The 21,123-nt window shown below is 65.4% G+C and carries 22 protein-coding genes; 10 read left to right on the top strand and 12 right to left on the bottom strand.

What is annotated here, in order from left to right; all coding sequences use genetic code 11:
• Positions 1–15: 15 nt before the first annotated feature.
• On the top strand, positions 16–804 hold the full coding sequence (locus tag B9C43_RS42415; protein ID WP_051894874.1) for an FHA domain-containing protein: 789 nt from the start codon (positions 16–18) through the stop codon (positions 802–804).
• On the opposite strand, the gene B9C43_RS42410 is transcribed toward B9C43_RS42415, so the two are convergent.
• Positions 793–1,263, bottom strand: coding sequence for a GNAT family N-acetyltransferase (locus B9C43_RS42410; protein ID WP_084433042.1), 471 nt, complete (start codon positions 1,261–1,263; stop codon positions 793–795). The genes B9C43_RS42415 and B9C43_RS42410 overlap by 12 nt on opposite strands.
• Positions 1,264–1,310: 47 nt before the next feature.
• On the opposite strand from B9C43_RS42410, the gene B9C43_RS58980 reads away from it, so the two are divergent.
• Entirely contained in the window at positions 1,311–2,156 is an 846-nt protein-coding gene (locus B9C43_RS58980) for a hypothetical protein (protein ID WP_235039171.1), read from the top strand.
• On the opposite strand, the gene B9C43_RS42400 is transcribed toward B9C43_RS58980, so the two are convergent.
• Positions 2,140–3,045, bottom strand: coding sequence for an SDR family NAD(P)-dependent oxidoreductase (locus B9C43_RS42400; RefSeq protein ID WP_084433041.1), 906 nt, complete (start codon positions 3,043–3,045; stop codon positions 2,140–2,142). The two genes, B9C43_RS58980 and B9C43_RS42400, sit on opposite strands and share 17 nt — an antisense overlap.
• Here B9C43_RS42400 and B9C43_RS42395 point away from each other — a divergent pair.
• Together B9C43_RS42395 and B9C43_RS42390 are read left to right on the top strand one after the other, a co-directional pair.
• A complete protein-coding gene (locus B9C43_RS42395; RefSeq protein WP_200825936.1) occupies positions 3,032–4,228 on the top strand; it encodes a sensor histidine kinase in 1,197 nt (398 codons plus the stop codon). The genes B9C43_RS42400 and B9C43_RS42395 overlap by 14 nt on opposite strands.
• On the top strand, positions 4,225–4,869 hold the full coding sequence (locus tag B9C43_RS42390) for a response regulator (protein ID WP_084433040.1): 645 nt from the start codon (positions 4,225–4,227) through the stop codon (positions 4,867–4,869). The genes B9C43_RS42395 and B9C43_RS42390 overlap by 4 nt, the downstream gene beginning before the upstream one ends.
• On the opposite strand, the gene B9C43_RS42385 is transcribed toward B9C43_RS42390, so the two are convergent.
• The 6 genes from B9C43_RS42385 to B9C43_RS42360 are packed head-to-tail and all read right to left on the bottom strand — an operon-like array spanning position 4,836 to position 9,469.
• Positions 4,836–5,822: a serine hydrolase domain-containing protein gene (locus B9C43_RS42385; RefSeq protein WP_143446974.1), complete on the bottom strand. Its 987-nt coding sequence runs from the start codon at positions 5,820–5,822 to the stop codon at positions 4,836–4,838. The genes B9C43_RS42390 and B9C43_RS42385 overlap by 34 nt on opposite strands.
• Positions 5,819–6,283 carry a Clp protease N-terminal domain-containing protein gene (locus B9C43_RS42380; protein ID WP_084433039.1) on the bottom strand — a complete coding sequence of 155 codons (465 nt, stop codon included), beginning with the start codon at positions 6,281–6,283 and terminating at the stop codon, positions 5,819–5,821. The genes B9C43_RS42385 and B9C43_RS42380 overlap by 4 nt, the downstream gene beginning before the upstream one ends.
• Positions 6,283–6,507, bottom strand: coding sequence for a hypothetical protein (locus B9C43_RS42375; RefSeq protein ID WP_084433038.1), 225 nt, complete (start codon positions 6,505–6,507; stop codon positions 6,283–6,285). Before B9C43_RS42375 ends, B9C43_RS42380 begins: the two co-directional genes overlap by 1 nt.
• A gap of 59 nt (positions 6,508–6,566) precedes the next feature.
• The gene (locus tag B9C43_RS42370) at positions 6,567–7,430 is read right to left on the bottom strand and encodes an SRPBCC family protein (RefSeq protein ID WP_084433037.1); all 864 of its coding nucleotides are present in this window, start codon (positions 7,428–7,430) and stop codon (positions 6,567–6,569) included.
• On the bottom strand, positions 7,423–7,968 hold the full coding sequence (locus B9C43_RS42365) for an ArsR/SmtB family transcription factor (protein WP_033380649.1): 546 nt from the start codon (positions 7,966–7,968) through the stop codon (positions 7,423–7,425). The genes B9C43_RS42370 and B9C43_RS42365 overlap by 8 nt, the downstream gene beginning before the upstream one ends.
• 34 nt (positions 7,969–8,002) lie before the next feature.
• On the bottom strand, positions 8,003–9,469 hold the full coding sequence (locus tag B9C43_RS42360; RefSeq protein WP_160097080.1) for a PA domain-containing protein: 1,467 nt from the start codon (positions 9,467–9,469) through the stop codon (positions 8,003–8,005).
• Between B9C43_RS42360 and B9C43_RS42355 the strand changes: the two genes are divergently transcribed.
• The 3 genes from B9C43_RS42355 to B9C43_RS42345 all read left to right on the top strand — a co-directional run bounded on the left by B9C43_RS42355 (position 9,468) and on the right by B9C43_RS42345 (position 14,631).
• Positions 9,468–11,411 (top strand): GH36-type glycosyl hydrolase domain-containing protein, encoded by a 1,944-nt coding sequence (locus B9C43_RS42355; protein ID WP_160097078.1) that lies wholly within the window; start codon positions 9,468–9,470, stop codon positions 11,409–11,411. The two genes, B9C43_RS42360 and B9C43_RS42355, sit on opposite strands and share 2 nt — an antisense overlap.
• Before the next feature lie 30 nt (positions 11,412–11,441).
• Complete coding sequence (locus B9C43_RS59975) at positions 11,442–13,766, top strand: helix-turn-helix transcriptional regulator (protein ID WP_084433034.1); 2,325 nt, start codon at positions 11,442–11,444, stop codon at positions 13,764–13,766.
• A gap of 511 nt (positions 13,767–14,277) precedes the next feature.
• Positions 14,278–14,631: a response regulator gene (locus B9C43_RS42345; RefSeq protein WP_235039170.1), complete on the top strand. Its 354-nt coding sequence runs from the start codon at positions 14,278–14,280 to the stop codon at positions 14,629–14,631.
• Here the strand turns inward: B9C43_RS42345 and B9C43_RS42340 are convergent.
• Positions 14,596–15,201: a DJ-1/PfpI family protein gene (locus B9C43_RS42340; protein WP_235039169.1), complete on the bottom strand. Its 606-nt coding sequence runs from the start codon at positions 15,199–15,201 to the stop codon at positions 14,596–14,598. The genes B9C43_RS42345 and B9C43_RS42340 overlap by 36 nt on opposite strands.
• A gap of 70 nt (positions 15,202–15,271) precedes the next feature.
• Between B9C43_RS42340 and B9C43_RS42335 the strand changes: the two genes are divergently transcribed.
• Positions 15,272–16,258, top strand: coding sequence for a GlxA family transcriptional regulator (locus B9C43_RS42335; protein ID WP_084433031.1), 987 nt, complete (start codon positions 15,272–15,274; stop codon positions 16,256–16,258).
• Here B9C43_RS42335 and B9C43_RS42330 read toward each other — a convergent pair.
• Positions 16,192–16,779 carry a hypothetical protein gene (locus tag B9C43_RS42330; RefSeq protein WP_033380660.1) on the bottom strand — a complete coding sequence of 196 codons (588 nt, stop codon included), beginning with the start codon at positions 16,777–16,779 and terminating at the stop codon, positions 16,192–16,194. The genes B9C43_RS42335 and B9C43_RS42330 overlap by 67 nt on opposite strands.
• 9 nt (positions 16,780–16,788) lie before the next feature.
• Positions 16,789–17,844, bottom strand: a complete 1,056-nt coding sequence (rho, locus tag B9C43_RS42325) for a transcription termination factor Rho (protein WP_084433030.1) — start codon at positions 17,842–17,844, stop codon at positions 16,789–16,791.
• Positions 17,845–18,010: 166 nt separating this feature from the next.
• Here rho and B9C43_RS42320 point away from each other — a divergent pair, with 166 nt between their 5' ends.
• Both B9C43_RS42320 and B9C43_RS42315 read left to right on the top strand, forming a co-directional pair.
• On the top strand, positions 18,011–18,571 hold the full coding sequence (locus B9C43_RS42320; protein WP_033380662.1) for a TetR/AcrR family transcriptional regulator: 561 nt from the start codon (positions 18,011–18,013) through the stop codon (positions 18,569–18,571).
• 19 nt (positions 18,572–18,590) lie between these two features.
• Positions 18,591–19,340 carry an imine reductase family protein gene (locus tag B9C43_RS42315; protein WP_143446972.1) on the top strand — a complete coding sequence of 250 codons (750 nt, stop codon included), beginning with the start codon at positions 18,591–18,593 and terminating at the stop codon, positions 19,338–19,340.
• A 5-nt stretch (positions 19,341–19,345) separates the two neighbouring features.
• On the opposite strand, the gene B9C43_RS42310 is transcribed toward B9C43_RS42315, so the two are convergent.
• Entirely contained in the window at positions 19,346–20,860 is a 1,515-nt protein-coding gene (locus B9C43_RS42310) for a M4 family metallopeptidase (protein ID WP_084433029.1), read from the bottom strand.
• Positions 20,861–21,123: the final 263 nt, after the last annotated feature.

The raw sequence follows: 21,123 nt of genomic DNA, 5'->3' as shown, positions 1-21,123 counted from the left end.
CCAGGAGGTCGGAACATGAATCCTGAGTTGAGGTATGCGGGCGGACTGCTGTTGCCGCAAGGCCACGACAGCCTCGTCCACGGTGTGCCGCGGGCAATATCCGGGTCGGTGCACGCGCTGGCGCTCGGCGGCGGGTACTCGGTCGGCCCGAGCGAAGGCCGCGTTGTCTACTTCGGACGCAATCGGCCCGAGGTGCACATCTGCATCGGTGAGGACGACCGCCAGGTGAGCCGCAGACACGGCGAACTCAGGCACTGGGACGGTCGTTGGTGGCTGCGCAACACCGGCCGCCGGCCGATCAGATTGCCGCGTTCCCAATGGCTTTTCGCCGACGAGGACGCCATTCCGTTGTCGGAAGGCTACACACCGCTGCACGTGCCGGGTTCTCGTGAGCGCGAGCACTTGCTTGAGGTGTTCGTGACGGGGACGGACGGCAACAAACCGGCTTCGAAACACACCGAACAGACCGACATGCCTCGGCGTTACGCCCTGAGCGACGAGGAACAGCTGGTGCTGGTCGTGCTCGGACAGCGGTACCTGCTGCATGACCCCGGAGCCCGGCCGTTGACCTGGCAGCAGGCCGCTGACCAGCTCGCCGAGCTGCGCCCGGAGGTCGCGTGGACGGCCAAGAAGGTCGAACACCGCGTGAAGACCGTCCGCGAACGGCTGTCGCAGGACGGGGTTCCTGGGCTCACGCGTGAGGAAGTCGGCGAGCCGGTCGGCAACGCCCTCAACGACAACCTGCTCAGGGAGCTGTTGCGGTCGACGACTTTGATACCGAAGGACTTGTCGCTACTTGACTAGCTTGGCGTATCGGTGCGCCGGGACGGACACGTTCACGGCACGGTGGTCGAAGAGGCCTTCGTCCACCCAGCCGTTGCGTTCGTAGAACTTGCGCGCCCGGGTGTTTCCCGGAACGACCACGAGCCACGCGCGCTCATGACCGTTCTTGGCGACATGGTCCTCGGCTGCCTTGAGGAGCGTCGCGGCCACGCCAGTTCCCCGGTGGTCGGCCGAGACGTAGACCTGCTCGACCTCGTCTGCGACCACCATGACAAAACCGGCCACGGCGCCGTCGACGATTGCCACCGTGGTGTCCCCGACGCGCTGCGGTGCACGTTCCCAGAACGACGCTTTCGTCCTGGCGGCGGTGAGCTCGTCGGGCACATTGCCCAGGTGCCCGTCCTGCCAGCCGCAGTACCAGATCTCCGCGACCTGCTCCGCGTCATCGGCCGTAGCCGGTCTGACGTCGATGTTCCCCATGCTCGGCAGTATGCATGCTCGAGGCGTGTGATTCGCATAGTCGGCTCATGACATCGCGCGGGTACTCGTTGCGCGTTGCCGGCAGCACGCTGAAGTACATGACGAACACGATGACTCTCAACGGGCGATTCGCCCGGCATTACGTGGAAATGATCGTCGCGATGGTCGCGGGGATGCTGCTGTTCGCTCCGCTGTGGACGTGGTGGTCCGCGATGGCGCGGCCGGACGTCGAAGCGCTCGTGATGGCTACGAACATGACCCTGGGTATGGGGATCTGGATGCGTATCCGCGGCCACGGCTGGCGGCCGATCGCCGAGATGGGCGCGGCGATGTACGTGCCGTTCCTGCTCTTACTCGGTCCGTATTGGCTGGGAATGCTGTCGGCCGACGTGGTGATGATCGGCGGACACGTGCTGATGCTGCCCGCGATGCTCGTCGCGATGTTGCTGCGCCGCACCGAGTACACCGTGCATCACCATCGGCAGCCGTCGGCTTCGGGCAAGGTGGTGACTTTCCTGAAGGACCGGTGGCCGACGTGGCTGGCGCTGGTCGTGACGATCGACAACTGGGTCACGCCGATGTACCCACCGGCTGTCGTGATGATGATCCTGCCCACGGCGTACCTGGTGATCGGCGCGTTCCGCAAGCGTTTGCGCGAACCCGGCATGCTGCCACTGCAACTCACCGGGTTCGCCGCCTACCTCGTGCTTGTCGGTGTCGCGCTGTCCGTGCCCGAGGAGATCGCCAAGTACCTGATCGGCGCGGGCTGGCTGGCCCACGGGATCTGGGACTACTTCCACCACCGCCACGACAAGGTCGTGCCGCGCGCGTTCTCCGAGTGGTGCGGCGTGGTGGACGTCGTCATCGGCGTCACCATCATCCTGTTCGTGTGACGGGCAATTTCGGCATGACCATCTTGCGGCCGGCCGAGTCGCCGCCGTCGACCTGTACACCGACGCCGGACATGAACCGGAAGTCGTCGGATGCCAGGCCAAGGACGGCGGCGGCGATCTCGTCGGCGGTGGCCATCCGCTCCATCCCGCTCACGTTGAGCGGGCCCCACAGCTTCTTGAACGCTTCCCAATCCGCGTCGGGAATGCCGGGCGGGCGGGCGACGAACGGAGTGTCCGTCGTGCCCGGCATGATCGCGTTGACCCGGATTCCCTCTGTACCGTACGCCAGCGCGACCGCCTTGATCAGGCCGTTGATCCCGGCCTTGCTCGCGGAGTACGCCGCACCGTCGGGCCGGGCCCGCTCGGCGGAGGCGGACGAAGTGCAGACGATCACGCCGCCTTTCGTTCTGAGCATGTGCGGCACCTGGTGTTTGATCGCCAGGAACACGCCTCGCACGTTGGTGTTCATCACGTCGTCCCAGTCGGCGAGCTTGACCTCGTGCGGCTGCAGCCCAGGCCCCCGGATCCCGGCGTTGTTGAACGCGATGTCGAGCCGCCCGTACTTCGCAACGACCTGGTCGACGAACGACTTCACCTGCTCCTCGTGCCGGACGTCGGCCTGGATGTACACGGCCTCGCCGCCGGCCTTCCGGATCTCGGCGGCCACCTCGTTGCCCAACTGGGCCCTCCGGCCACAGAAACCGACTTTCGCGCCATGGGCGGCGAAGGCGATGGCCGCGGCCTTGCCGATACCGGACGTCGCCCCGGTGATGGCCACGACTTTCCCTTGAAAACGACGCTTTTGTGCCGCGGCCGCAGCAGGTGCGCCGGAAAGCACGGCGGCCGTCGTCCCGCCTGCCGCGGCTGCCAGCAGTGTGCGCCTGTTCATCCTCGATCCCTCCCGTGTGGTCTGCGAGATCAGCGTGGCCGTGCGGGAGGGCCTCGCGGATCCGCCCAGCGGCCGCGGTTGCGGCCAGTTGGGGGAGTTCTCAGGTTCGGTTGGCTACCGTGCTCTCGTGCTGCCCGGATGGCTTGACCAGTTCTTCGATCGACGAGCGGTTCCCTTGCGGCTGCTCGTCCTACTGGCCGTCGCGGTCAGCTACTTCCTAGTCTTCGCGTCGCCCACTGCGCTCGACGCCGTGCTCGTCGGCGGGGCAGTCTTGGCGATGGCCGCCGGTCCCCGGTGGCCGCTGGCTGTCGTGGTGACCCTGGCCGGATTGCTCGTGGTGGCGCCGGAGGGTGCCAGCCATTTGGCGTTGAAGGTGCTGGCTGGGGTCGCGTTGTTCGAGCTGGCGATGCGCCGCTCCGGCTGGCCTTTGGCCGTTGCGGCCGCGGTGATGACGGCTGTGTACGCGCTGAACCGGCCAGATGATCTGCCAGGGCTGGTGTTCCGGGCGGTGATGGCAATCGGCGGGCCGATTCTGCTTGGCACGTATGTACGTTCTGTGCGGCGGTTGACTCAGGTCGAAGTCCGTACCTCGGTGGCGCGGGAGTTGCACGACCTGGTCGCGCACCACGTTTCCTCGATCGTGTTGCGGGTCAAAGTGGCTCGACAGGTGCTGGCGCCGGAGGATGCGCGGGTGCGTGCGGTGCTGGATGACGTGCACGAGACCGGAGTCGCCGCACTGGCCGATCTCCGGCAACTGGTCACGGTGTTGCGTGATCCGAGCCAGAGTTTCGTCGAGCCGGACTCGTTGCCTGCCGCCGTCGAGGCCGCGGTCGCTCGTGCCCGCAAGGTCGGGTTGAGGGTGGACGCGACGGTCGATCCGGCTTTGGCACGGTTGGACGCCACTCGCGGGCTGACTGTCTTGCGGCTGGCGCAAGAAGGTTTGGCCAATGTCGCCAAACACGCGGGAAGTTCGGCTCGGACCCAGTTCTCCACGTCGGTGTCCGCGGATGCCGTCCGGCTGGAGATCCGTGACGACGGCGGGGACTTCCGGATGGCCGGCAGTGGTTCGGGACACGGGCTGGTCGGACTGCGGGAGCGGGTCGAGATGCTCGGCGGCACCTTGGAGGCGGGCGTCCACGGCCATGGGTGGCGTCTGCTGGCGGTTTTGCCGGTGGCGTCGTGATCCGGGTGCTTTTGGTGGACGATCAGCGGCTTGTCCGCGCCGGGCTGCGGATGCTGTGTTCGTCGGCTACGGATATTTCGGTTGTCGGTGAGGCTGGGAATGGTCAGGAAGCCGTGCGCCTGGCCGAGCAGGTGCATCCTGACGTGATCCTGATGGACATCCGGATGCCTGGCGTGGACGGGATCGTCGCGACCCAGCGGATTCTGGCCGCGCGGCCGGCTGCTCGAGTGGTCGCTCTGACGACGTTCGACGATGACGATCACCTGTATCCGGCGTTGGCCGCCGGTGCTTGCGGATTTCTGGTCAAGGACGCCGAGCCGGACGACTTGATAGCCGGGATCCGCCGGGCCTCCGCGGGCGACAGTCCGTTCAGCCCAACGGTCATGCGCAAGCTCGTCACACGAGCGCTGGCCAAAACGTCATCTCCAGCGCTTCCCGGGGTGACCGCTCGGGAGCGGGAGGTGCTGGGGCTGGTCGGAGCGGGGCTGACGAACGGCGAAATCGCCGCGCGGTTGCACGTCGGTGTGACGACCGTGAAGACGCACATCGCCAGCCTGCTGGACAAGACGGGGTGTCCCAACCGGATCAGGCTGGCGGTGCTGGCGACTCAGGCCGATCTGGTGCCGCAGAACTTGGCGTGAAGGACGTTGGTGAACTGTTCGATCGGGTTGTTCCAGTCGGCGTTGACGTTCATCGCCAGCATGTGCCTGGTGTCGCCGTAGGTGTACGTCCACGAGCCCATGATCGCGCCGCCCATGCCCCAGACCTTCTTGCCGCACGCGAGGGTGACTTCTGAGATCCCCAGGCCGTATCTGGTGTTCGGGATCCAGTTGTTGGTCGGGTGCGCCGTGAACATCTCCCGCTGTTGTCGGGACGGAAGGAGTTTGCCGCGGACGAGGGCTTGGAAGAACCGGCTGAGGTCACCGGTCGTCGAGACCATACCGCCGGTTGCCCAGTACGGCGACGGATCCATGTCGGTGACGTCGTAGGTCGTGTTGTCGAACTTCGTGTAGTGCCGCGCGTGCGGGCCTCGGATCACCGCTTCGTCTCCGACAGGCAGGTATGTGCCTTGCAGGTTCAGTGGGCGGGTGACCCTGGTGGCGAGTTCCTCGGCGAGCGGGTTGCCGGTGACCTGTTCGACGATCATTCCGGCGACGATGTAGTTGGTGTTGGAGTACTCCCAGGTGCCGGGCTTTCCAGCCGGATGGTTCTTCGCGATCTGGATCATCCGCTCGGGCGTGCAGTTCGCGCACGTCCGGATCGCCGGGTCTTGGAGGTAGTCGAAGATCCCGCTTGTGTGGTTGAGCAGCTGGCGCACCGTGACGCGGTCCGACAGGCCCGGAACCCAGCGGCCGATGGTGTCGTCGAGACGGAGTTTGCCTTCGGCGTTGAGCTGAAGGACTAGCGTGGCGACGAAGGTCTTGGTCGTACTGCCGATCCGGAACCTGTGCTCTGGCAGTCGTTTCTCGCCCGCGCTGGACCACTGTCCGTCTACTTCGGCCACGATGCTGGGTAACCCGTAGTCGGTGACAGCCCGGTCGAGTTCGGGCTGGATGCACGTTGCCAGCGTCATCGCGATGATGGCTGTCTTCACGTGAGGGCCTCGCCGATCCGGCTGACCAGGGCTTGCTGGTTGACGCCGGCGAGTTCAAGTGCCCGCGGGACTGTGCCGTGTTCGGCTTGCAGCACGCCCAGCAGGACGTGGGCCGGTCGCAGGTCTTTCTTGCGGTTGGTGGTGAAGCTGCGTTCCAGCGCGGCTTTGAAGGAAGCGCCAACGGTTGTCGGCGGGTCAGGCTGATAGCTGGTCAGGTCGAAGTTTTTCTTCGACACGCCAACGGTGTTGAGACTGTGCTCGAACTCGCGGTCGAGGGCTTCGCGGAGTCTCGGATGATCCAGGCCCGCGGTGGCGAGGATTTTCTTGGTCGACGGCTCTTGGTCCTGGGCGATCGCCAGCAACAGGTGCTGGGCTTCGATCGTGGCCGAGCGGTCGTCTTGGGCCTCGCGGCCCGCTTGCTCGATGATCCTGTGCAGGTACTTGTCGAATGTGGACGGCATCAACGTCTCCTGAGCCGCACACCCGCGGCTATCAGCCGCTTGGCGTGCTTCTTGTGCACGGCCTGGCGCGTAACCCCCAGCGCCTCGGCAACTTGCGGCCAGCTCCACCCCGCCCGCATCGCCTGCTCGACGGCGGCATTCTCCAGTTGGTCGGCCAGTCGCCGCAATGCCACTACCGCCGCAAGCCCATCAGCAGGTTGGTTCGGGAACTTCGCCTCGGACATGCAAGCAACCCTAGTTGACAAAATCGAGTTTAGTCAACCTGGGTTGCTTGGCGGTTCGTTTATGCTTCGTCCGGTAGTTCGGTGGTCAGTGGGGTCCAGGCTGGGCCGAGTTCGTGCATTCGCTTCAGTTCTGCGAGGCCACCGAGCCACCCGGCTTCGTGTTGAGCGGCACTGTCCAGCTCGTCGTCGGTATATCCACTCTGGACGAAGGTCAGGTGCGTTCTGCCTTCCGAGCCTTCGAGTTCCCAGTGCACCACCGAGCCTTCGTCGTCGCCGTAGACGAGCTTCTTGTTCGGCTCGAACTCGAAGATCTTGCCATCGACACCCACCGCGATCTTGCCACCGACTCGTGGTTCCACCGTCGCTTCCCAGCCGAACCACTTCTTGATCGCGGCCGGGTCGATCAGGCTCGCGAACACCTCCGAGGCTGGCGCCGCGACCGTCAACGAGACCCTGATCTCCGGCGACCGGTCCGGGCTGAAGTCGGCCTTCGGCGTTTGTGGCCTGCCGTCGAGGTATTCCGCCAGGTTGGCCAAGGCCAGGCCCCAGAAGGTGTGCATGGAATGCCTGCCGTCGCGCCTGCCCGGCGGGTTCATCAGTTCTTCCAGCGTGGGCAGGTTTGTCTGCTCTACGCGCAGGACTGTGCCGGTTGGCGACGGGACCAGCGAGTAAGTGACCGTGGTTTCCTCGTTGTCGAGGGTCCACGAGAAGCTCAACGAATCATCCGATACGGCGAGGAGTTCCTGTGCCGCTTTGGATCCCTGCGGTGTGTACTTGCCCCAGAACGTGTATTGCTTGTCTGGCAACGAGACTTCCGCGTGCTCCGCCAGCCAGACTTGGAGTGCGGCGGGTGAGGTCAGTGCTTCGTGGACCTCGGCTGGTGGTGTGGACAGGTGTGCTTCGAGCGCGAGGGTGTCACTCATCGGCTGTCTCCTTGGGGTAGCAGGCCACGGCCAGACGGAAGGCTTCGCCCTCGGCGCCGCCGTGGCGGGCGAACAGCTCCTGCAATGTCGCGCGTAGGTCGTCCAGGAAGGCTTTCCGATTCCCTTTGGGCAGACGGATTTCTCCCGACACCCCCAGTGTCGGCCCACCGTCGATCTTGGCCAGGTCGTCGTGTACTTCCTCGACGAGGTTCAGCAGGTATCCGAGGCTCAGCTCGTCCTGCACCTTCCTGGGCCCGACCGTGCCCACCAGTTGCGGCGACAGCCAATACGACTGCGCACTCGCCTGGTACACGCCTTCCTGGATGCCACGCACCCGGCGTTCACTGACCAGGGTCACCAGGCCGGCGTCCACCAGCTTCTTCACGTGGTAGTACACCCGCTGCGGCGACTGCCCCAGCACGCTGCCGACCTCCGTGCACGACTTCGGGACAGCCAGCTGCCGGAGCACCTCGACGCGCTGCGGTTTGAGCAGGGCCTCGGCCTGCTCAAACCGGTCAATGTAAAACACCTCTTTCATAATAAGGCTACCTTGAACGTAAAAACTTCTTTTGTCAATCCTCTGGTGGCAGCTCGTGCGAGCAGGTCGGTGCTCCGGCCGCGCGAGCTTGGCGATACGCCAGGTACGGCCCGGCGATCTCGGCGCGCGGCACGTTGGCCAGTGCGAGGACCGTGTCACCAGCGGCGAGGGTCTGGGCGCGCATGCGGGCGAAGTCGATCGCCTGCGAGCCGAACGACGGTGCCCACAGCGACCACGGCCCGGAGATCATCGCCATGCTGGGGATCAGGTGGCTGTGAAAGTGCGTGCCGAGGCCGCCGAACGAGCACTGCGGCGGTACGCGGCCGGGCACCGGCGAGTCGATGCCTGGCAACACGAACACCCGATCCAGGCCGTGCCGGGCGATCGCGTTCTGAGCCGCGGTCGACAGCACCGGGCTTCCGGCGAACCAGCCGAAGACTTCGCTCAGACCCGATGTCTGGAGTTCCTGGCCGACGCGGACGTACTCACGGGTGCCGAGGTGTTCGAGGGCGAACGCGAAAGCCACGGTTCCGTCGTCGTACTGCGCGTCGAGCTTGCGGGCGTACAACTCCGTTCCCTCTGCTGGCCGGTGGAGATGGCCGGTGGCGAAGACGAACTCGATCGTCCGCGGACGGCAACGCAGCGGTTGGTGCGCGAAGTACTTGGCCAGTGCCAGCAATGCCGCGTTGGCGTTCTCCTGAACCCATGTGTTGCCGTCGGTGTTGGCGTCGAAGACGATCTTTTCCTTGTGCTGTCCCGGCAATGTCGCGATCACCGACCGGGTGGTGGCCCGGCCGGTGATCGCCAGGATCGCCAGGTGCGCCCGGCTACCAACTGCTTGCTTGAGCTGCTGGGCTTCCGCGCCGCCGACGAAAACCCCTGGGACGCGGTAATGCGTGCCTGTGTGCGGGTCGTAGTAGCCGCTGACCTGTGCGCGCGGGAAGTCGAAAGCGATGATCAATCCCGCCGCTCCGGCCAGCCCGGCGTCGACCAGGTCTTTGTTCAGCGCCGCTTCGGCGAGATATCCCCGGTCCACGGCCGGGAAGTCACGGATGACGACCTTGCCGCGGGCGTTCGCCGCGGTGATCGGATCCTTGAGGTAGACCAGTTCACCGGAGCTGAACAGCGTCGGCTTGGTGTACGGGATCGCACCGGCGACCGGAATCCGTTCATGGCCAACGAAAAGAAGCCCGGTCGACGCCAGATCGCCGGTAACCGGCAGCCAGCGGCGGATCTTCGAGGTCTCCGACCGCGTCGTGATCCCGGGCATCCGCCGGACCTCGCGCTCGAGCCAGTCGACCAGCCGCCGGTGCGCGGGGCTCGCGGTGGTGCGCAGGCCGAAGCCCGCGATGGTCGCGTTCATCTGCCGCAACTCGGCTTCCGAGGTGAACGCGGTCGAATCGATCACGGACGCGCAGCCCGGTTCCGGGGCGGCGTTGGCGGCGGCCGTGACGGTGTGCGTGAGCAGAACGGCCACAAGGGCGCAGACAGTTGCTCGCATGAACTGCAATGCTGACAGTGTGAGCGCGTTCGGGGAATGGACTCGTGCGGAGGATCTACCCGCTTTCGCCTGCACGGCCGGGCCGCGGCAGTGGGATCCGTTGATCGATCCACCGTCCACAAAAAACGTCGTCCACCTGGGGAATCGCCGAATCACCCTGGTGGCCGACAGTGATGGGCTTTGTGGCGTATGGGATGAATACGTCGACTGCCGGTGGATCGCCGAACATACCGGCGAATGCGACCTTTCCGGCCTGACGGCCCCTGGCAAGATCCTTTTTGGTCCGACGTTCTTACGGGTCACCAAGGCGGATGACGACGTTGTGCTGGAACGCACAGTGCTGTGCCCGGAAGGCGAGTCGCCGTGGCTGCTGATCCGGGTGGACATCACGAGCAAAACCGCGCTCCGGCCGACGTTGACCGAGCGGTGGGAGGTCAGGCAGCGCCTGGTCAGCCTGGAATTCGGCCCGCCGAGGGGAGAAAACCCGCCTGCCACGGCAGTCGTCGTACTTGAGGAAATCGGCGGTACTCGTGTCGAAACCGCCGACGGAACGCTGACTGTGGAACGGCATCTCGATCTTGTGCCGGAGCAAACAACAACGGTGTGGTTCCGCTTCGGAATCGATGACGGCCCAGTGGATACGGCTGTCTACGAAAACAGTCTGCGAAGATTGCGTGAACGGCTGCCGCGTGCCAGCTCGGAACATGCACCGGAAGCCGAAATCGAAGTCCCGTGGCACGCGGCGATGCTCACCGGTGCCGCGTGCGTTGACGGCCTGCTCGGCGGCCACACCTTGGATCAAGGATCGGCGTATTCCTTCCGGCACGGGTTCAACGGCGCCGCCCGAGATCCGCTACAGCACGCGCTTCCGTTGGTCTACTTTGAACCAGATCTCGCATTGTCCGTGCTGCGCAACACATGCGCGTGGGGTAGCCCGGATGGCGATCTCCCGTACGCGCTGGATGGCCGAAAGCAGCCGTGGACACAGCTGTTCCGGCCCTCCGACCAGAATCTCTGGGCGCTCTGGCTCGGCGCCGAGTACGTCTCGGCCACCGGTGACGTGCAGGCGCTCGCCGAAGCCGTGCCGTACCACCCGATCCACCAGGCCGAGCCGGTGTCGTTGGGTGAGCACCTGCGCAGGCAGTTCCGGTTCTTCGTCGACCGGGTCGGGCTCGGCGAGCGCGGGCACGTCCGGATTCTCAACGCCGACTGGAACGACGTCGCGATCGTCGAGTCCGGAGTGGACAGGGAATGGATGGTCGAGCACGGCGAGTCGGTGCTCAACTCCGCCATGGCCGCGTGGGTTTTGCCGGTCTACGCGCAGATCGCGGACCCGGACACCGCTGCCGAAGCCCGCGAGCTCGCCGACGACCTGCGGCTGCGAGTCGCGGACGAGTGGAACGGCCGGTGGTTCCGCCGCGCCTACGGCACCGGCCCGATCGGCGACGACGAACTGTGGCTGGAGGTCCAGCCGTGGGCGATCCTGTCCGGCGCGGCCGAACCCGAGCAAGCCAGGGACCTGTTGCGAACGATCGACGAGACCTGTCGCGCCGGATCGCCACTCGGCGCACGGGTCCGCTGGCCGACGCCCGGTGCGGTCTGGTTCTCGATCAACATGACGCTGATCTGGGCGGCCGCCCGGCACAACTCGGACATGGCGTGGGACGAGTGGCGAAGGATGACGCTGCACTCGCACGCGGCCGCGTACCCGGACATCTGGTCAGGCACGTTGTCCGGACCGGACGCGTACCTTCCGCCGGAAAGCGACCGTCCCGGTGAGACATGGGCGATGCCCGACATGGGCGTGGCGATGCAGGCGTACCCGGTCGCCAACCTGCACAGTCACTCACAGCCATTGCTGGCGTATCTGCGGTTGCTCGGCGTAGAACCAGGTCGTCAAGATCGCCTGTCTGGCGGCACGTTTCACCCGAATGTGCCGTAACGCCGGTCAAACCTGGGGCGAGGTCCGAATGTGACGGCCCTGTCGATGCGTTTCGTCGCCGCGCTCGCGGCAGCGGGTGCGCTGTTCGGCGGGATGGTGCTCGTGCTGAGCGCGTCCGGCAGGCACGAAACTTCGACGACCACGCTGTTCTCCGGCACAGTCGGGGTGCTGTATCTGGTGGCCGGATCGATCGCGCACTGGCGTCAGCCGGACAACCGGACTGGGCTGCTGATGGTGCTGGTCGGCTTCGGCTGGTTCGCCGAGGACCTGCAGGTCGCGGTGGACCCGCTGACGCACACGATCGGCCTGTTGCTCCGGTCGGCGTCCACGGGACTGTTGCTGCACCTGGTGCTGGCGTTCCCGACCGGCGAACTGCGATCGCGGATCGACCGTGTCGTGGTGATGATCGGCTACGTGGCGGTGTTCGGGCTTGTCCCGTTGAGCACGGTCGCGTTTCCCACGGTTACCGAGAATCTGCTGCTGATCTGGGAGGTGTACTGGGTCCGCGACGTGATCTCGACGGTCCAGGCCGTGGTGAGCGCGATGGTCGTGATCGTCCTCGCGGTCCGCTGGATCACCGCGTCCCGGCCCGCCCGCCGAGTGCTCGCCCCGGTAGTGCTCACCGGACTGTTGGGCTCCGTCCAATCGTTGCTCGGGCCGATCCTGAACACGTCACTGATCAGCGACATCGGCCACGCCGCGGTCCTGATGCTGCCGCTGGCGTTCCTAGCCGGAGTATGGCGGATCCGGCTGGGCCGTACGAACGTCGCGGACTTATTGGTGAAACTGCCCCGATCCGCGCCGACAGAATTGCAGAACCTGTTGGCCAAGGCACTCGGCGACCCATCGTTACGCGTGGCGTACTACCGCGAGGACAACGGTGATTATGTAGATCTGGAGGGCCAACCCCTCACGATTCCACCCGATCAGTCCGTCTCCGTTGTCGTCCGCGAGGGCCGTCAGGTGGCAGCGTTGCTACACGATCCCGCCCTACGCGAAGACCGCCACGTCCTCGAGGCCGTCAAATCAGCGGCCGCATTGGAATTGGACAACCAAAGACTCGCCGCCGAGGTACGCGCCCAGTTGGTCGAAGTGCGCGCGTCGCGGGCGCGCATCGTTGCCGCAGGCGATGAACAACGCCGACGAGTGGAACGTGACCTACATGATGGGGCCCAGCAACAACTGGTGACGGTCGCGTTGTTGCTAAAGCTGGCACGTCAACGCCTCGACGACCTCCCTTCACAGGACGACAAACTCGCTGACTACTTGACCCGAAGCGCCGACGGACTCACCGAAGCACTACGCGAACTCCGCGAACTGGCCCGAGGAATCCACCCCGCAGTGCTCAGCGAAGCAGGCCTCGGCGCAGCACTACGAGCATTGGCCGCACGATCACCACAACCCGTCGAAGTCTGCGTCGCCGCGTTGCCCAAACTACCCCCGCCCGTCGAAGCAACCGCCTACTACGTCGCCGCCGAAGCCCTAACCAACGCCCTCAAACATGCGCAAGCCAAAACCATCCGCGTCACAGTGTTGTGTGCCGACTCGTCGCTGTCCCTCGAAGTCGTCGACGACGGGCATCGGCGGGGCGTCACTGGAAGCCGGAACAGGACTGCTTGGCTTGCAGGACAGAGCTTTCGCGCTGGACGGTCAACTGACAATTCGCAGCGACGCCAACGGAACCACAGTCCAGGTCGTCTTGCCCTTGGAGTACGAATGACGTTACGAGTCGTGCTAGCAGACGACGCCCGGCTCTTCCGTGCAGCTTTAGCGGAGTTGTTGGAGAGCAACGGATGCACGATCGTCGGCCAAGTCGGAGACCCGGACGGCCTACGCGCGATGGTTGCGGAGAAGCGCCCGGACATCGCGGTCGTCGACATCCGAATGCCACCGACCCACCAGCTCGAAGGCCTGCACGCCGCAACCGACATTCGCCGTGAACACCCAGGCGTAGGCGTATTGCTGCTGTCACAATACGTGGAAGCCGCACATCTGAAGGATCTCGTCGACGGCGGAACGCATGGCGTCGGCTACCTGCTGAAAGACCGCGCATCCGGCCCGGACTTCCTGGACGCGGTCCGGCAGATCGCGGCGGGCGGATGCGTATTCGACCAAGAGGTGGTCAACGCAATGCTCACCAAACCCCGGCACAGGCTGGACGCACTGTCAGCACGTGAACGCGAAGTCCTTTCCCTGATGGCCCAAGGCCTATCAAACTCAGCAATCAGCACGAAGATGCACGTCGCCGCGAAGACAGTCGAAACACACGTCCGGCGAATCTTCGAACGCCTGAACCTGCCCGACGCGGCAGACCACCACAGAAGAGTGCTGGCCGTGCTGGCCTTCCTGGAGTGAACGAAGGCGCACCCGGCGAAGACGCAGACCTGGCTCGGCGAGGCTACGGCATGCCACCGACAAAAATCGGTGCCCGACCTGAGCACCCCCCGATGACCCAAAGTACAGAGGGGGTCTGACAGAAAGAGGGACAAGGCGCGCAGCCATCGACAACGCAGGCGGGCCACGAGTGAAAGCGAAGGCGCGCCCCAGGCACAGAAAGGCGCGCCAAAAGTGGTAGTCGGCGCGATTTTGTGTGGAGTGGCGCCGCAAATAAGCTTGTCGGCGGGGCAGGGCCGCAGGTCCTGCCCGCTTTCCCTGTCCTTTGCGGCGCAGAGGCTCCACACCAAATCGCGCCGACCAGTCACAGGAGCGCGCCGAAGATGACCACAGCGCGCGCCGAAGTAGGCACAGCGCGCGCCGGCGGTGAGCTAGAGCGCGCCGAAGTAGACACAGAGCGCCCCGAAGCCCCCGAACGATCTCAGGGATAGCCCTGATGTGCCCGAACGCCGAAACACCGAACACTGACCGAGTGGCCGGCGTGCTGATCGTGGACGACAACGCGGCCTTCAGATCGGTGGCCCGCACTGTTCTGGAGGCGGGCGGCTACCGAGTCACGGCCGAGGTGGGGACCGGAGCCGCGGCAATCCTGGCCGCGGCCCAGGTCAAACCAGACCTGGTCCTCCTCGACATAGGCCTCCCCGACCAGGACGGCTTCGTGACCTGCCGCCAACTGCACGCGACCCAACCCAACCTCGTCATAGTCCTCTGCTCAATCCGCGACGAAGACGAGTACGGCGACGCAATCGCACGGTCCTCAGCGGCCGGGTTCCTGGCCAAAGCGCAACTCTCAGCCGACGAGCTGCGCAGAATCGCGACCGCCTAGCCACACCGGCCCGCGACGCTCGTACGCGAGCACCTGCTGGGCCAACAACGCCGTCTCAACCCCGAAGAACCGCTCAACCAGCCACAACCCGAGATCAAGCCCAGACGTCACCCCACCAGCGGTGACCAGATCGCCATCATCGACCACCCGGCTGTCGATCACGCTGGCCCCACGAGCCTTCAAATCATCCTTGGCGAGCTCAAAACTCGTGCACGGCCGCCCGACGACAACGTCGCCCAGCAACAACGTCCCAGTGCACACTGCGCCGAGAACCAACCCGGGACGCCGAGCAGCAGCAAGAGCCTGAGCAATCACGCCCCGCCGAACCTCCCTGTCCACAGGGGATTCAGGCCCGTAACCACCGCCTGGAACCAGAACCAAATCAGCATCATCGGGCGACCAAGGCTGCCGGACAGCGATCTCGAACCCGGCGGCGGTGGGAACAGTCTTGGGCCCGTCAACGCAGACGTACTTGAGCTCAACGCCATCGGCGACCTGTAAAGGCCCCAGCGGACCAATGAAATCCTGCGGCTCGACCCCGTCATAGAGCACTGTGTGCACACGAAACATGGCCAAATTCTCTCGGCGGACACCGGCCCGCGACAGTGGCCGTAATGCCCAGGATGCGTAAGATCTGGCCATGCACGTAGTCGCGGTTCTCGCGTTGGACGGCGTGGTCGCCTTCGAGCTGACCATCCCGTGCCTGGTGTTCAGTTCGACGCCCGGCTACGAAGTCCGCGTCTGCGCCGAACGATCCGTCACGGCGACATCCCATGGTCAGGAGTCCTTCCGGGTCTCCTCGCGCTACACCCTGAAAGACGCCGTGGACGCGGATACCTTGATCGTCCCTGGCATTGAGCCGGGCACATCGCCGTCTCCGAAGGTCCTGAAGCTGCTGCGGGACGCGGCTGCCCGTGGCACCCGGATCGCGTCGGTCTGCACAGGCGCGTTCGTCCTGGCTTACGCAGGTCTTCTGGACGGCCGGAAAGCCACCACCCACTGGATCGTGGCCGACGACCTGGCGAAGACGTTCCCACAGGTCACAGTCGACCCTTCGGTGTTGTTCATCGACGAAGGACAGATCCTCACGTCAGCGGGCGTGGCCGCGGGCCTCGACCTCTGCCTGCACATGGTCCGTCTCGATCATGGCGCGGCCGTCGCCGCGAACACGGCGAGAGTGATCGTCATGCCACCACAACGGACAGGCGGCCAGGCGCAGTTCATCGAACACCCCGAACCAGACGTGGACACCAACGACCTGACCCCGGTACTGCAGTGGATGCAGGACAATCTCGACCTCCCACTGACCATCGCGGACATCGCGGCCAAGGCGACCATGAGCACTCGCCACCTTTCGAGGCGCTTCCGTGCCCAGACGGGAACGACGCCACTGCAGTGGTTGCTGGACCGCAGACTGCAGCGGGCCCGTGAACTGCTTGAGACCACAGGACTTCCGGTCGAGCGGATCGCCCAGACGTGTGGCTTCGGGTCACCGGAGACCCTGCGTCACCACTTCGCCAAACACGTCGGCACCACCCCGCGGGACTACCGGGCAGCGTTTCAAGCCAGCGGCGAGATGATCTCGCGGAGCGCCGGAACAACCGCCTTGGAGTCCGTGAACCGGTGAGAAGCAAGCACGTGCGTCTCGGTGAGCGGTTCCCACATCGGCTCGGACACCCGGACCTGAGTGATCACCAGGCTGAACGGCCGCACTGGCCTGCCGAGCTCCCGCTCAACCGACTGGACCACGTCGTTGATCGGAAGTGGCGACGAGACAAAGGTTTTGCTCAGCTCGGCGTGGTATCGCGCAGCGGGAACGGTCAGTGCCGCGACCGAAGCGCGCAAAGCAGGCCGGTTGGCCAACGCGGGTGAGGTTTCCACCATCGGTGCCATGGTCAGCGCTTGCTGGGACGGCACTTCCTCCCGGGCCCACTCGAGAACGTCGTCCCACCAGCCGGGCCATTCCGCCTCGATCGCGGCCCGGTCGACGCCGTTGGGAATGGCGACGGGCAGAACTGGTTCGAGGCTTGGCACATGCGGCCTGGTGTCCACGGACAGGGCAAGTGTGTCCCGGATGAAAAGGGCGAAGTCGACTGCCAGTGAGCCGCCGTAACCCACACGCCACGATGGTGCGCCACCCAGGTGCATACGGCCATACTACTTGCGCAGCTGCTGCAAGAAATCCGCGTTGGTCTGAGTGCGGCGCAGACCATCAAGCAACACAGTGATGTCACGGCCGTGCAAGGCGCGGCGCAGCAGTTGAGTGGTGGCGTTTTCGAACGGAGTGAGCAGCAGGTCTTCGCGGCGAGTGCTGGTTTGGCTGTGGTCGATGGCCGGGTAGACGCGCTTGTTCGCCATCGCGCGGTCCAATCGGACTTCGGCGTTGCCGGTCGCCTTGTATTCCTCGAACATCACGCTGTCGCCGGCCGAACCCGTGTCCACCAAGGCCGTGGCGAAGATGGTGATCGAGCCAGCCTTTTCGAGGTTGCGGGCCGCGCCGAGCAAGCGTTTGGGCTGGACCAAGGCGCCTGAGTCGACACCGCCGGTCAAGATGCGGCCGGATGTCGGCGCGGCGAGGTTGTACGCACGACCCAGCCGGGTCAGCGAGTCCATGATGATGACGACGTCCTGACCTGCCTCAGCCATGCGTTTGGCTCGTTCGACGGCCAGTTCGGCGATCGCGACGTGGTCACGCGGCGGCTCGTCGAACGTGGCGGCGATCACCTCACCGGGCACGGCCCTGGCGAAATCGGTGACCTCCTCGGGACGTTCGCCGATCAGCACCAGCATCTGGTGGCACTCGGGGTGGTTCTTCGCTATCCCGTGCGCGATCGACTGCAGCACAGTGGTTTTGCCCGCTTTGGGCGGCGCGACGATCAGTGCGCGTTGCCCCTTGCCGACAGGCATGAGCAAGTCCAACGCACGCGTCGCCAACAGGTGCGGCTCGGTTTCGAGGCGGAGACGTTCCTGAGGATGGACGGTGACCAGGTCGGCGAATTCCGGGCGAGGGCGTGGGGACTGGCCGTTGACCAGCGAGACTTCGGTCATTTTCCGGCCGTCGGTGACGCCGGAGACGGTGTCGCCACGGCGCATTCCGTGTTTGCGGATCAGTCCGATGGGGACTTGGACGTCGTCGGGACCAGGCAGGTACCCCTCCGCACGGAGGTACGCGCCTCTGTCCACAATGTCCAGAATTCCGGTGATTTCATGCATGGTTGTTCCTAGGTGTGGGTATGCCGGGAAACTCATCCGGCGAAGGTGGTGAAAAGACTCTCCGTGGGCGGCGGTCCGCCTGCATCCACAGGAGGGAGATACCGCGAGGTTACCCACTCGCCGTCCGAGACGCAACGGCAATCGGAGTCTGTGGCTAAATGGACGCATGGGCAGGTTGAGCCGTGCGGACCGGCGGAGGCAGTTGCTGGACTCGGCGATGGGGATCATCCGTGCCGAGGGAACCAACGCTTTGACGCTGGTCACACTCGCGGAGAAAGCGGGCGTGACCCGGCCAGTCGTGTACGACCACTTCGGAACCCGCGAGGGTCTGCTGGTCGAGCTGTATCGCGACTATGACCAGCGGATCGTGGCGACGATGAGGCAAGCGTTGGGGCAACGCGCCCGGTCGCTCGGCGCGGTCGCGTCGGTGCTGACCACCGCGTATGTCGATGGTGTGGTTGACGCGGGCCAGGAGTGCGAGGAGGTCTTCGCCGCGCTCGCCGGGAGCCCGGAAACGCGGAAGGTGCTACACGACTCGCGAGATTTCTACATCGCGGAGTTCGCCGCTGCTCTCGAACCGTTCGCGCGCCTGGACTTGCCGGCGTTGACCGGAATGCTCAGCGCGGTAGACGGCCTCGCCCGTGCCGCTGCGGACCAGCGGATCACCCGTGCCGACGCGATCGCGACGGCCACGTTGATCGTCAAAAGGCTTGCGGCCGGCCGCTAACCTACATAATGTAAGTTAGGTGCGAACGGAAGTGATCGGGGCGAACCCCCGTGCCAAGGCGATCGCGGACGCCTTGGAACCTGTGGCGGGACAAGCGGAGCTGGTGGTCATCTGTGCCGAGGACTACTCCACGGTCCCGGATGTGCCGCCAGGACCGGACATCGTGAACCTCACGTCGGGTACGACCGAAGAGGCCGTCGAGGCGGCGAAACGGTTTCCTGGCAGGTATCTCGACGGCGCGTTGATGGCGCACCCGGAACACGTCGGCAGGCCGGAGACGGTCCTTGTCTACAGTGGATCTCCGGACGTCTTCGCGCGCCACGAGAAAACCCTTGCCCGGCTTGGTTCGGCCACGTACCTCGGGCCGGATCCAGCGACGGCATCGCTCTACGACGCGGCAATGCTGAACTTCGCCTGGGCCACGCTGATCGGATACCTGCAGTCGGCGGCCCTGGTGAATGTCGAGGCCAGGACGTTCACGCCGCTGTTGACGCAGTGGCTGAAGAGCACAGTCGCCGATGTCATCGAGGGCTACGCCGGACAGATCGATGCCGGGAGCTATCCCGGTGACGAGGAATGGCTGGAGCTCGACGAGCCGCTGATGCGTCATCTGATCGTCGCGACCGAGCAACGTGGGCTGGATTCGGCGTTGCCGAGGTTGATCCACTCGCTGACGACGCGCGGCATCGAGGCAGGGAGTGGTGCGGAGAGTTTTGCCAGTCTGGTGGAAGTGATCCGTGGTGGCGGACAGCTGCCCGCCACCACGTGATCACGTCACGGACAAGCAGGCTCGCCTGCCTGCGCCGGAACGCTCACCGCGGCCCAGGCGGCCTTGGTCGCGTTGAACTCGGTGCAGCTGCCAGGGAACAGCGCCTTGGCGGACTGCAGGGTGGCGACCCGCGCGCGGGCGTGGGTCCACGTTGTGGTCTTGCGCAGCAGGCCGTTGTAGAAGATCTGGCCTGCCTTCTGGATTCCGATGCCGACCACGGTCGAGTTGTTGCACGTCGGGCTGGTCGGTTTGCCGCCGCCGGGGTTGCTGCCCTCGGCGAGCAGGTAGAACCAGTGGTTCTGCGGGCCGGCCGCCGCGTGCACCGGCGTGTTCGGGATGGACGAGCTGTAGCAGTTCGGGTGGTTGCGCAGCGAAGGCTGGTACATGAACCGGATCGCGCCGTTGCCGACCAGGTTGACCTCTTCGCCGACCTGGTAGTCCGGCGGGTCGTTCGGGTTGTTGGCGAAGTGTTCGGTCAGCGCGCCGAAGATGTCACCGGTCGACTCGTTCAGGCCGCCCTTCTCGTTGCCGCCACCACCGGAACCACCGGGCGTGAACTGGAAGATGCCGTGGCCGAACTCATGCGCCACAACATCCATCGGCACAACCTGACGCTGTCCGTCCTGTGACCGGCCGAACGAAGCCGCACTGCCGTTCCAGAACGCGTTCACCGCGGAAAGCCCGACGTAAGCAGGGAATCCGCCGCCGTTGCCGTTGATCCCGTTGCGGCCGAGCCACGTCCGCAGCATGTCCCACTGCTTCTGCACGCCGTAAAGGGCGTCGACGCAGGCCGTCTCCAGGTCAGTGCCGGACCCGTTGCCCCAGTTGTCATCGGGTCCGGTGAACACCTGCTGGTTGCTGGAGCGGCCACACCGGACGCCACTGCGCGTCGGGTCGATGGTGGAGAACGTGCTGCCGCTCTGCTGAGTGTCGATCGTCACCGGGTTGCCGTTGTAGAAGCTGTTGCCGGTCCCGGCTTTGACCTCGTCCCAGCTGTCGAGGACCGCGCCGGTCCTGGCATCGACGAACACGTGCAGCACGCTCGGCACCTGCTCGGAAGCCCATCCGGTCAGCACCACCTCGTACGCCAAGGCGGGCCGCTCGCCCGCGAGGACAACCAGTCGCTCGGCCACATTGTCCACAACGGACAGTTGCTTCAGTGCGATGTCCTTGGCAGCGGCCGCGGACAGCGTGGGCCGCGTGTCGACGTTGATCCGCGCGGTGTCCGCCGTGACGCGGTCGTGCACGCGCCCCTGGCCATCGGTGACGATCACCGCGTCACCGCCGACAACCTCCAGCCCCCGGTAGGTCCGTTGGTAGGACGAGTAAAACAGCCCGGCGGCGCCGGCAGTGGTCGCGGACCGCCGGAACGATTCGTCCGGGCTCTGCGCCAGCGCCACGCCCGCGCGGTCGGCCGCACGCGTGGCAACAAGTTCTTCGGCCTGGGCGGGTTGCGCCAATGCCGTGAGCACCATGGCGAGACTGGCGGTCAGGGCCAGGCCCGCTCGTTTGCGATTCATCAGCCGTGTCCTCCCGAGGCGCACCCGGGCAGGGAAGCAACAGCGGGCACGCCGTATCTCGGACAGCCTTCATCCCCGGACGCGTCAGGCGACCGGCAACGTACGACTGTGTGCAGGGATAGCAATATGCCTACATGTAGACGTTTCGATACAACTGGTAACCGCCGAGGGCGTCAATGGGCCATTCGGCCCAGTGGGATAACAGGGAACCGGCGGTGCGTCCGACTGGGTGACGTCCGGCGGGATGGTCGGTGTTCGCCATG

Origin of the sequence: Kibdelosporangium aridum (assembly GCF_900176515.1) — a bacterium.
Classification (GTDB): Bacteria; Actinomycetota; Actinomycetes; order Mycobacteriales; family Pseudonocardiaceae; genus Kibdelosporangium; species Kibdelosporangium aridum.
The sequence above is the reverse complement of the archived record's forward strand: the minus strand, read 5'-3'. Positions and strand labels throughout refer to the sequence as shown.

What these genes read in the sequence shown, in the direction of transcription:
- B9C43_RS42415 (WP_051894874.1), top strand. Translation starts at nt 16, where the DNA reads ATGAATCCTGAGTTGAGGTATGCGGGCGGACTGCTGTTGCCGCAAGGC.
- B9C43_RS42410 (WP_084433042.1), bottom strand. Translation starts at nt 1,263, where the DNA reads ATGGGGAACATCGACGTCAGACCGGCTACGGCCGATGACGCGGAGCAG.
- B9C43_RS58980 (WP_235039171.1), top strand. Translation starts at nt 1,311, where the DNA reads ATGACATCGCGCGGGTACTCGTTGCGCGTTGCCGGCAGCACGCTGAAG.
- B9C43_RS42400 (WP_084433041.1), bottom strand. Translation starts at nt 3,045, where the DNA reads ATGAACAGGCGCACACTGCTGGCAGCCGCGGCAGGCGGGACGACGGCC.
- B9C43_RS42380 (WP_084433039.1), bottom strand. Translation starts at nt 6,283, where the DNA reads ATGCCGTCCACATTCGACAAGTACCTGCACAGGATCATCGAGCAAGCG.
- B9C43_RS42375 (WP_084433038.1), bottom strand. Translation starts at nt 6,507, where the DNA reads ATGTCCGAGGCGAAGTTCCCGAACCAACCTGCTGATGGGCTTGCGGCG.
- B9C43_RS42370 (WP_084433037.1), bottom strand. Translation starts at nt 7,430, where the DNA reads ATGAGTGACACCCTCGCGCTCGAAGCACACCTGTCCACACCACCAGCC.
- B9C43_RS42365 (WP_033380649.1), bottom strand. Translation starts at nt 7,968, where the DNA reads ATGAAAGAGGTGTTTTACATTGACCGGTTTGAGCAGGCCGAGGCCCTG.
- B9C43_RS42355 (WP_160097078.1), top strand. Translation starts at nt 9,468, where the DNA reads ATGAACTGCAATGCTGACAGTGTGAGCGCGTTCGGGGAATGGACTCGT.
- B9C43_RS42360 (WP_160097080.1), bottom strand. Translation starts at nt 9,469, where the DNA reads ATGCGAGCAACTGTCTGCGCCCTTGTGGCCGTTCTGCTCACGCACACC.
- B9C43_RS42340 (WP_235039169.1), bottom strand. Translation starts at nt 15,201, where the DNA reads ATGTTTCGTGTGCACACAGTGCTCTATGACGGGGTCGAGCCGCAGGAT.
- B9C43_RS42335 (WP_084433031.1), top strand. Translation starts at nt 15,272, where the DNA reads ATGCACGTAGTCGCGGTTCTCGCGTTGGACGGCGTGGTCGCCTTCGAG.
- B9C43_RS42330 (WP_033380660.1), bottom strand. Translation starts at nt 16,779, where the DNA reads ATGCACCTGGGTGGCGCACCATCGTGGCGTGTGGGTTACGGCGGCTCA.
- rho (WP_084433030.1), bottom strand. Translation starts at nt 17,844, where the DNA reads ATGCATGAAATCACCGGAATTCTGGACATTGTGGACAGAGGCGCGTAC.
- B9C43_RS42320 (WP_033380662.1), top strand. Translation starts at nt 18,011, where the DNA reads ATGGGCAGGTTGAGCCGTGCGGACCGGCGGAGGCAGTTGCTGGACTCG.
- B9C43_RS42310 (WP_084433029.1), bottom strand. Translation starts at nt 20,860, where the DNA reads ATGAATCGCAAACGAGCGGGCCTGGCCCTGACCGCCAGTCTCGCCATG.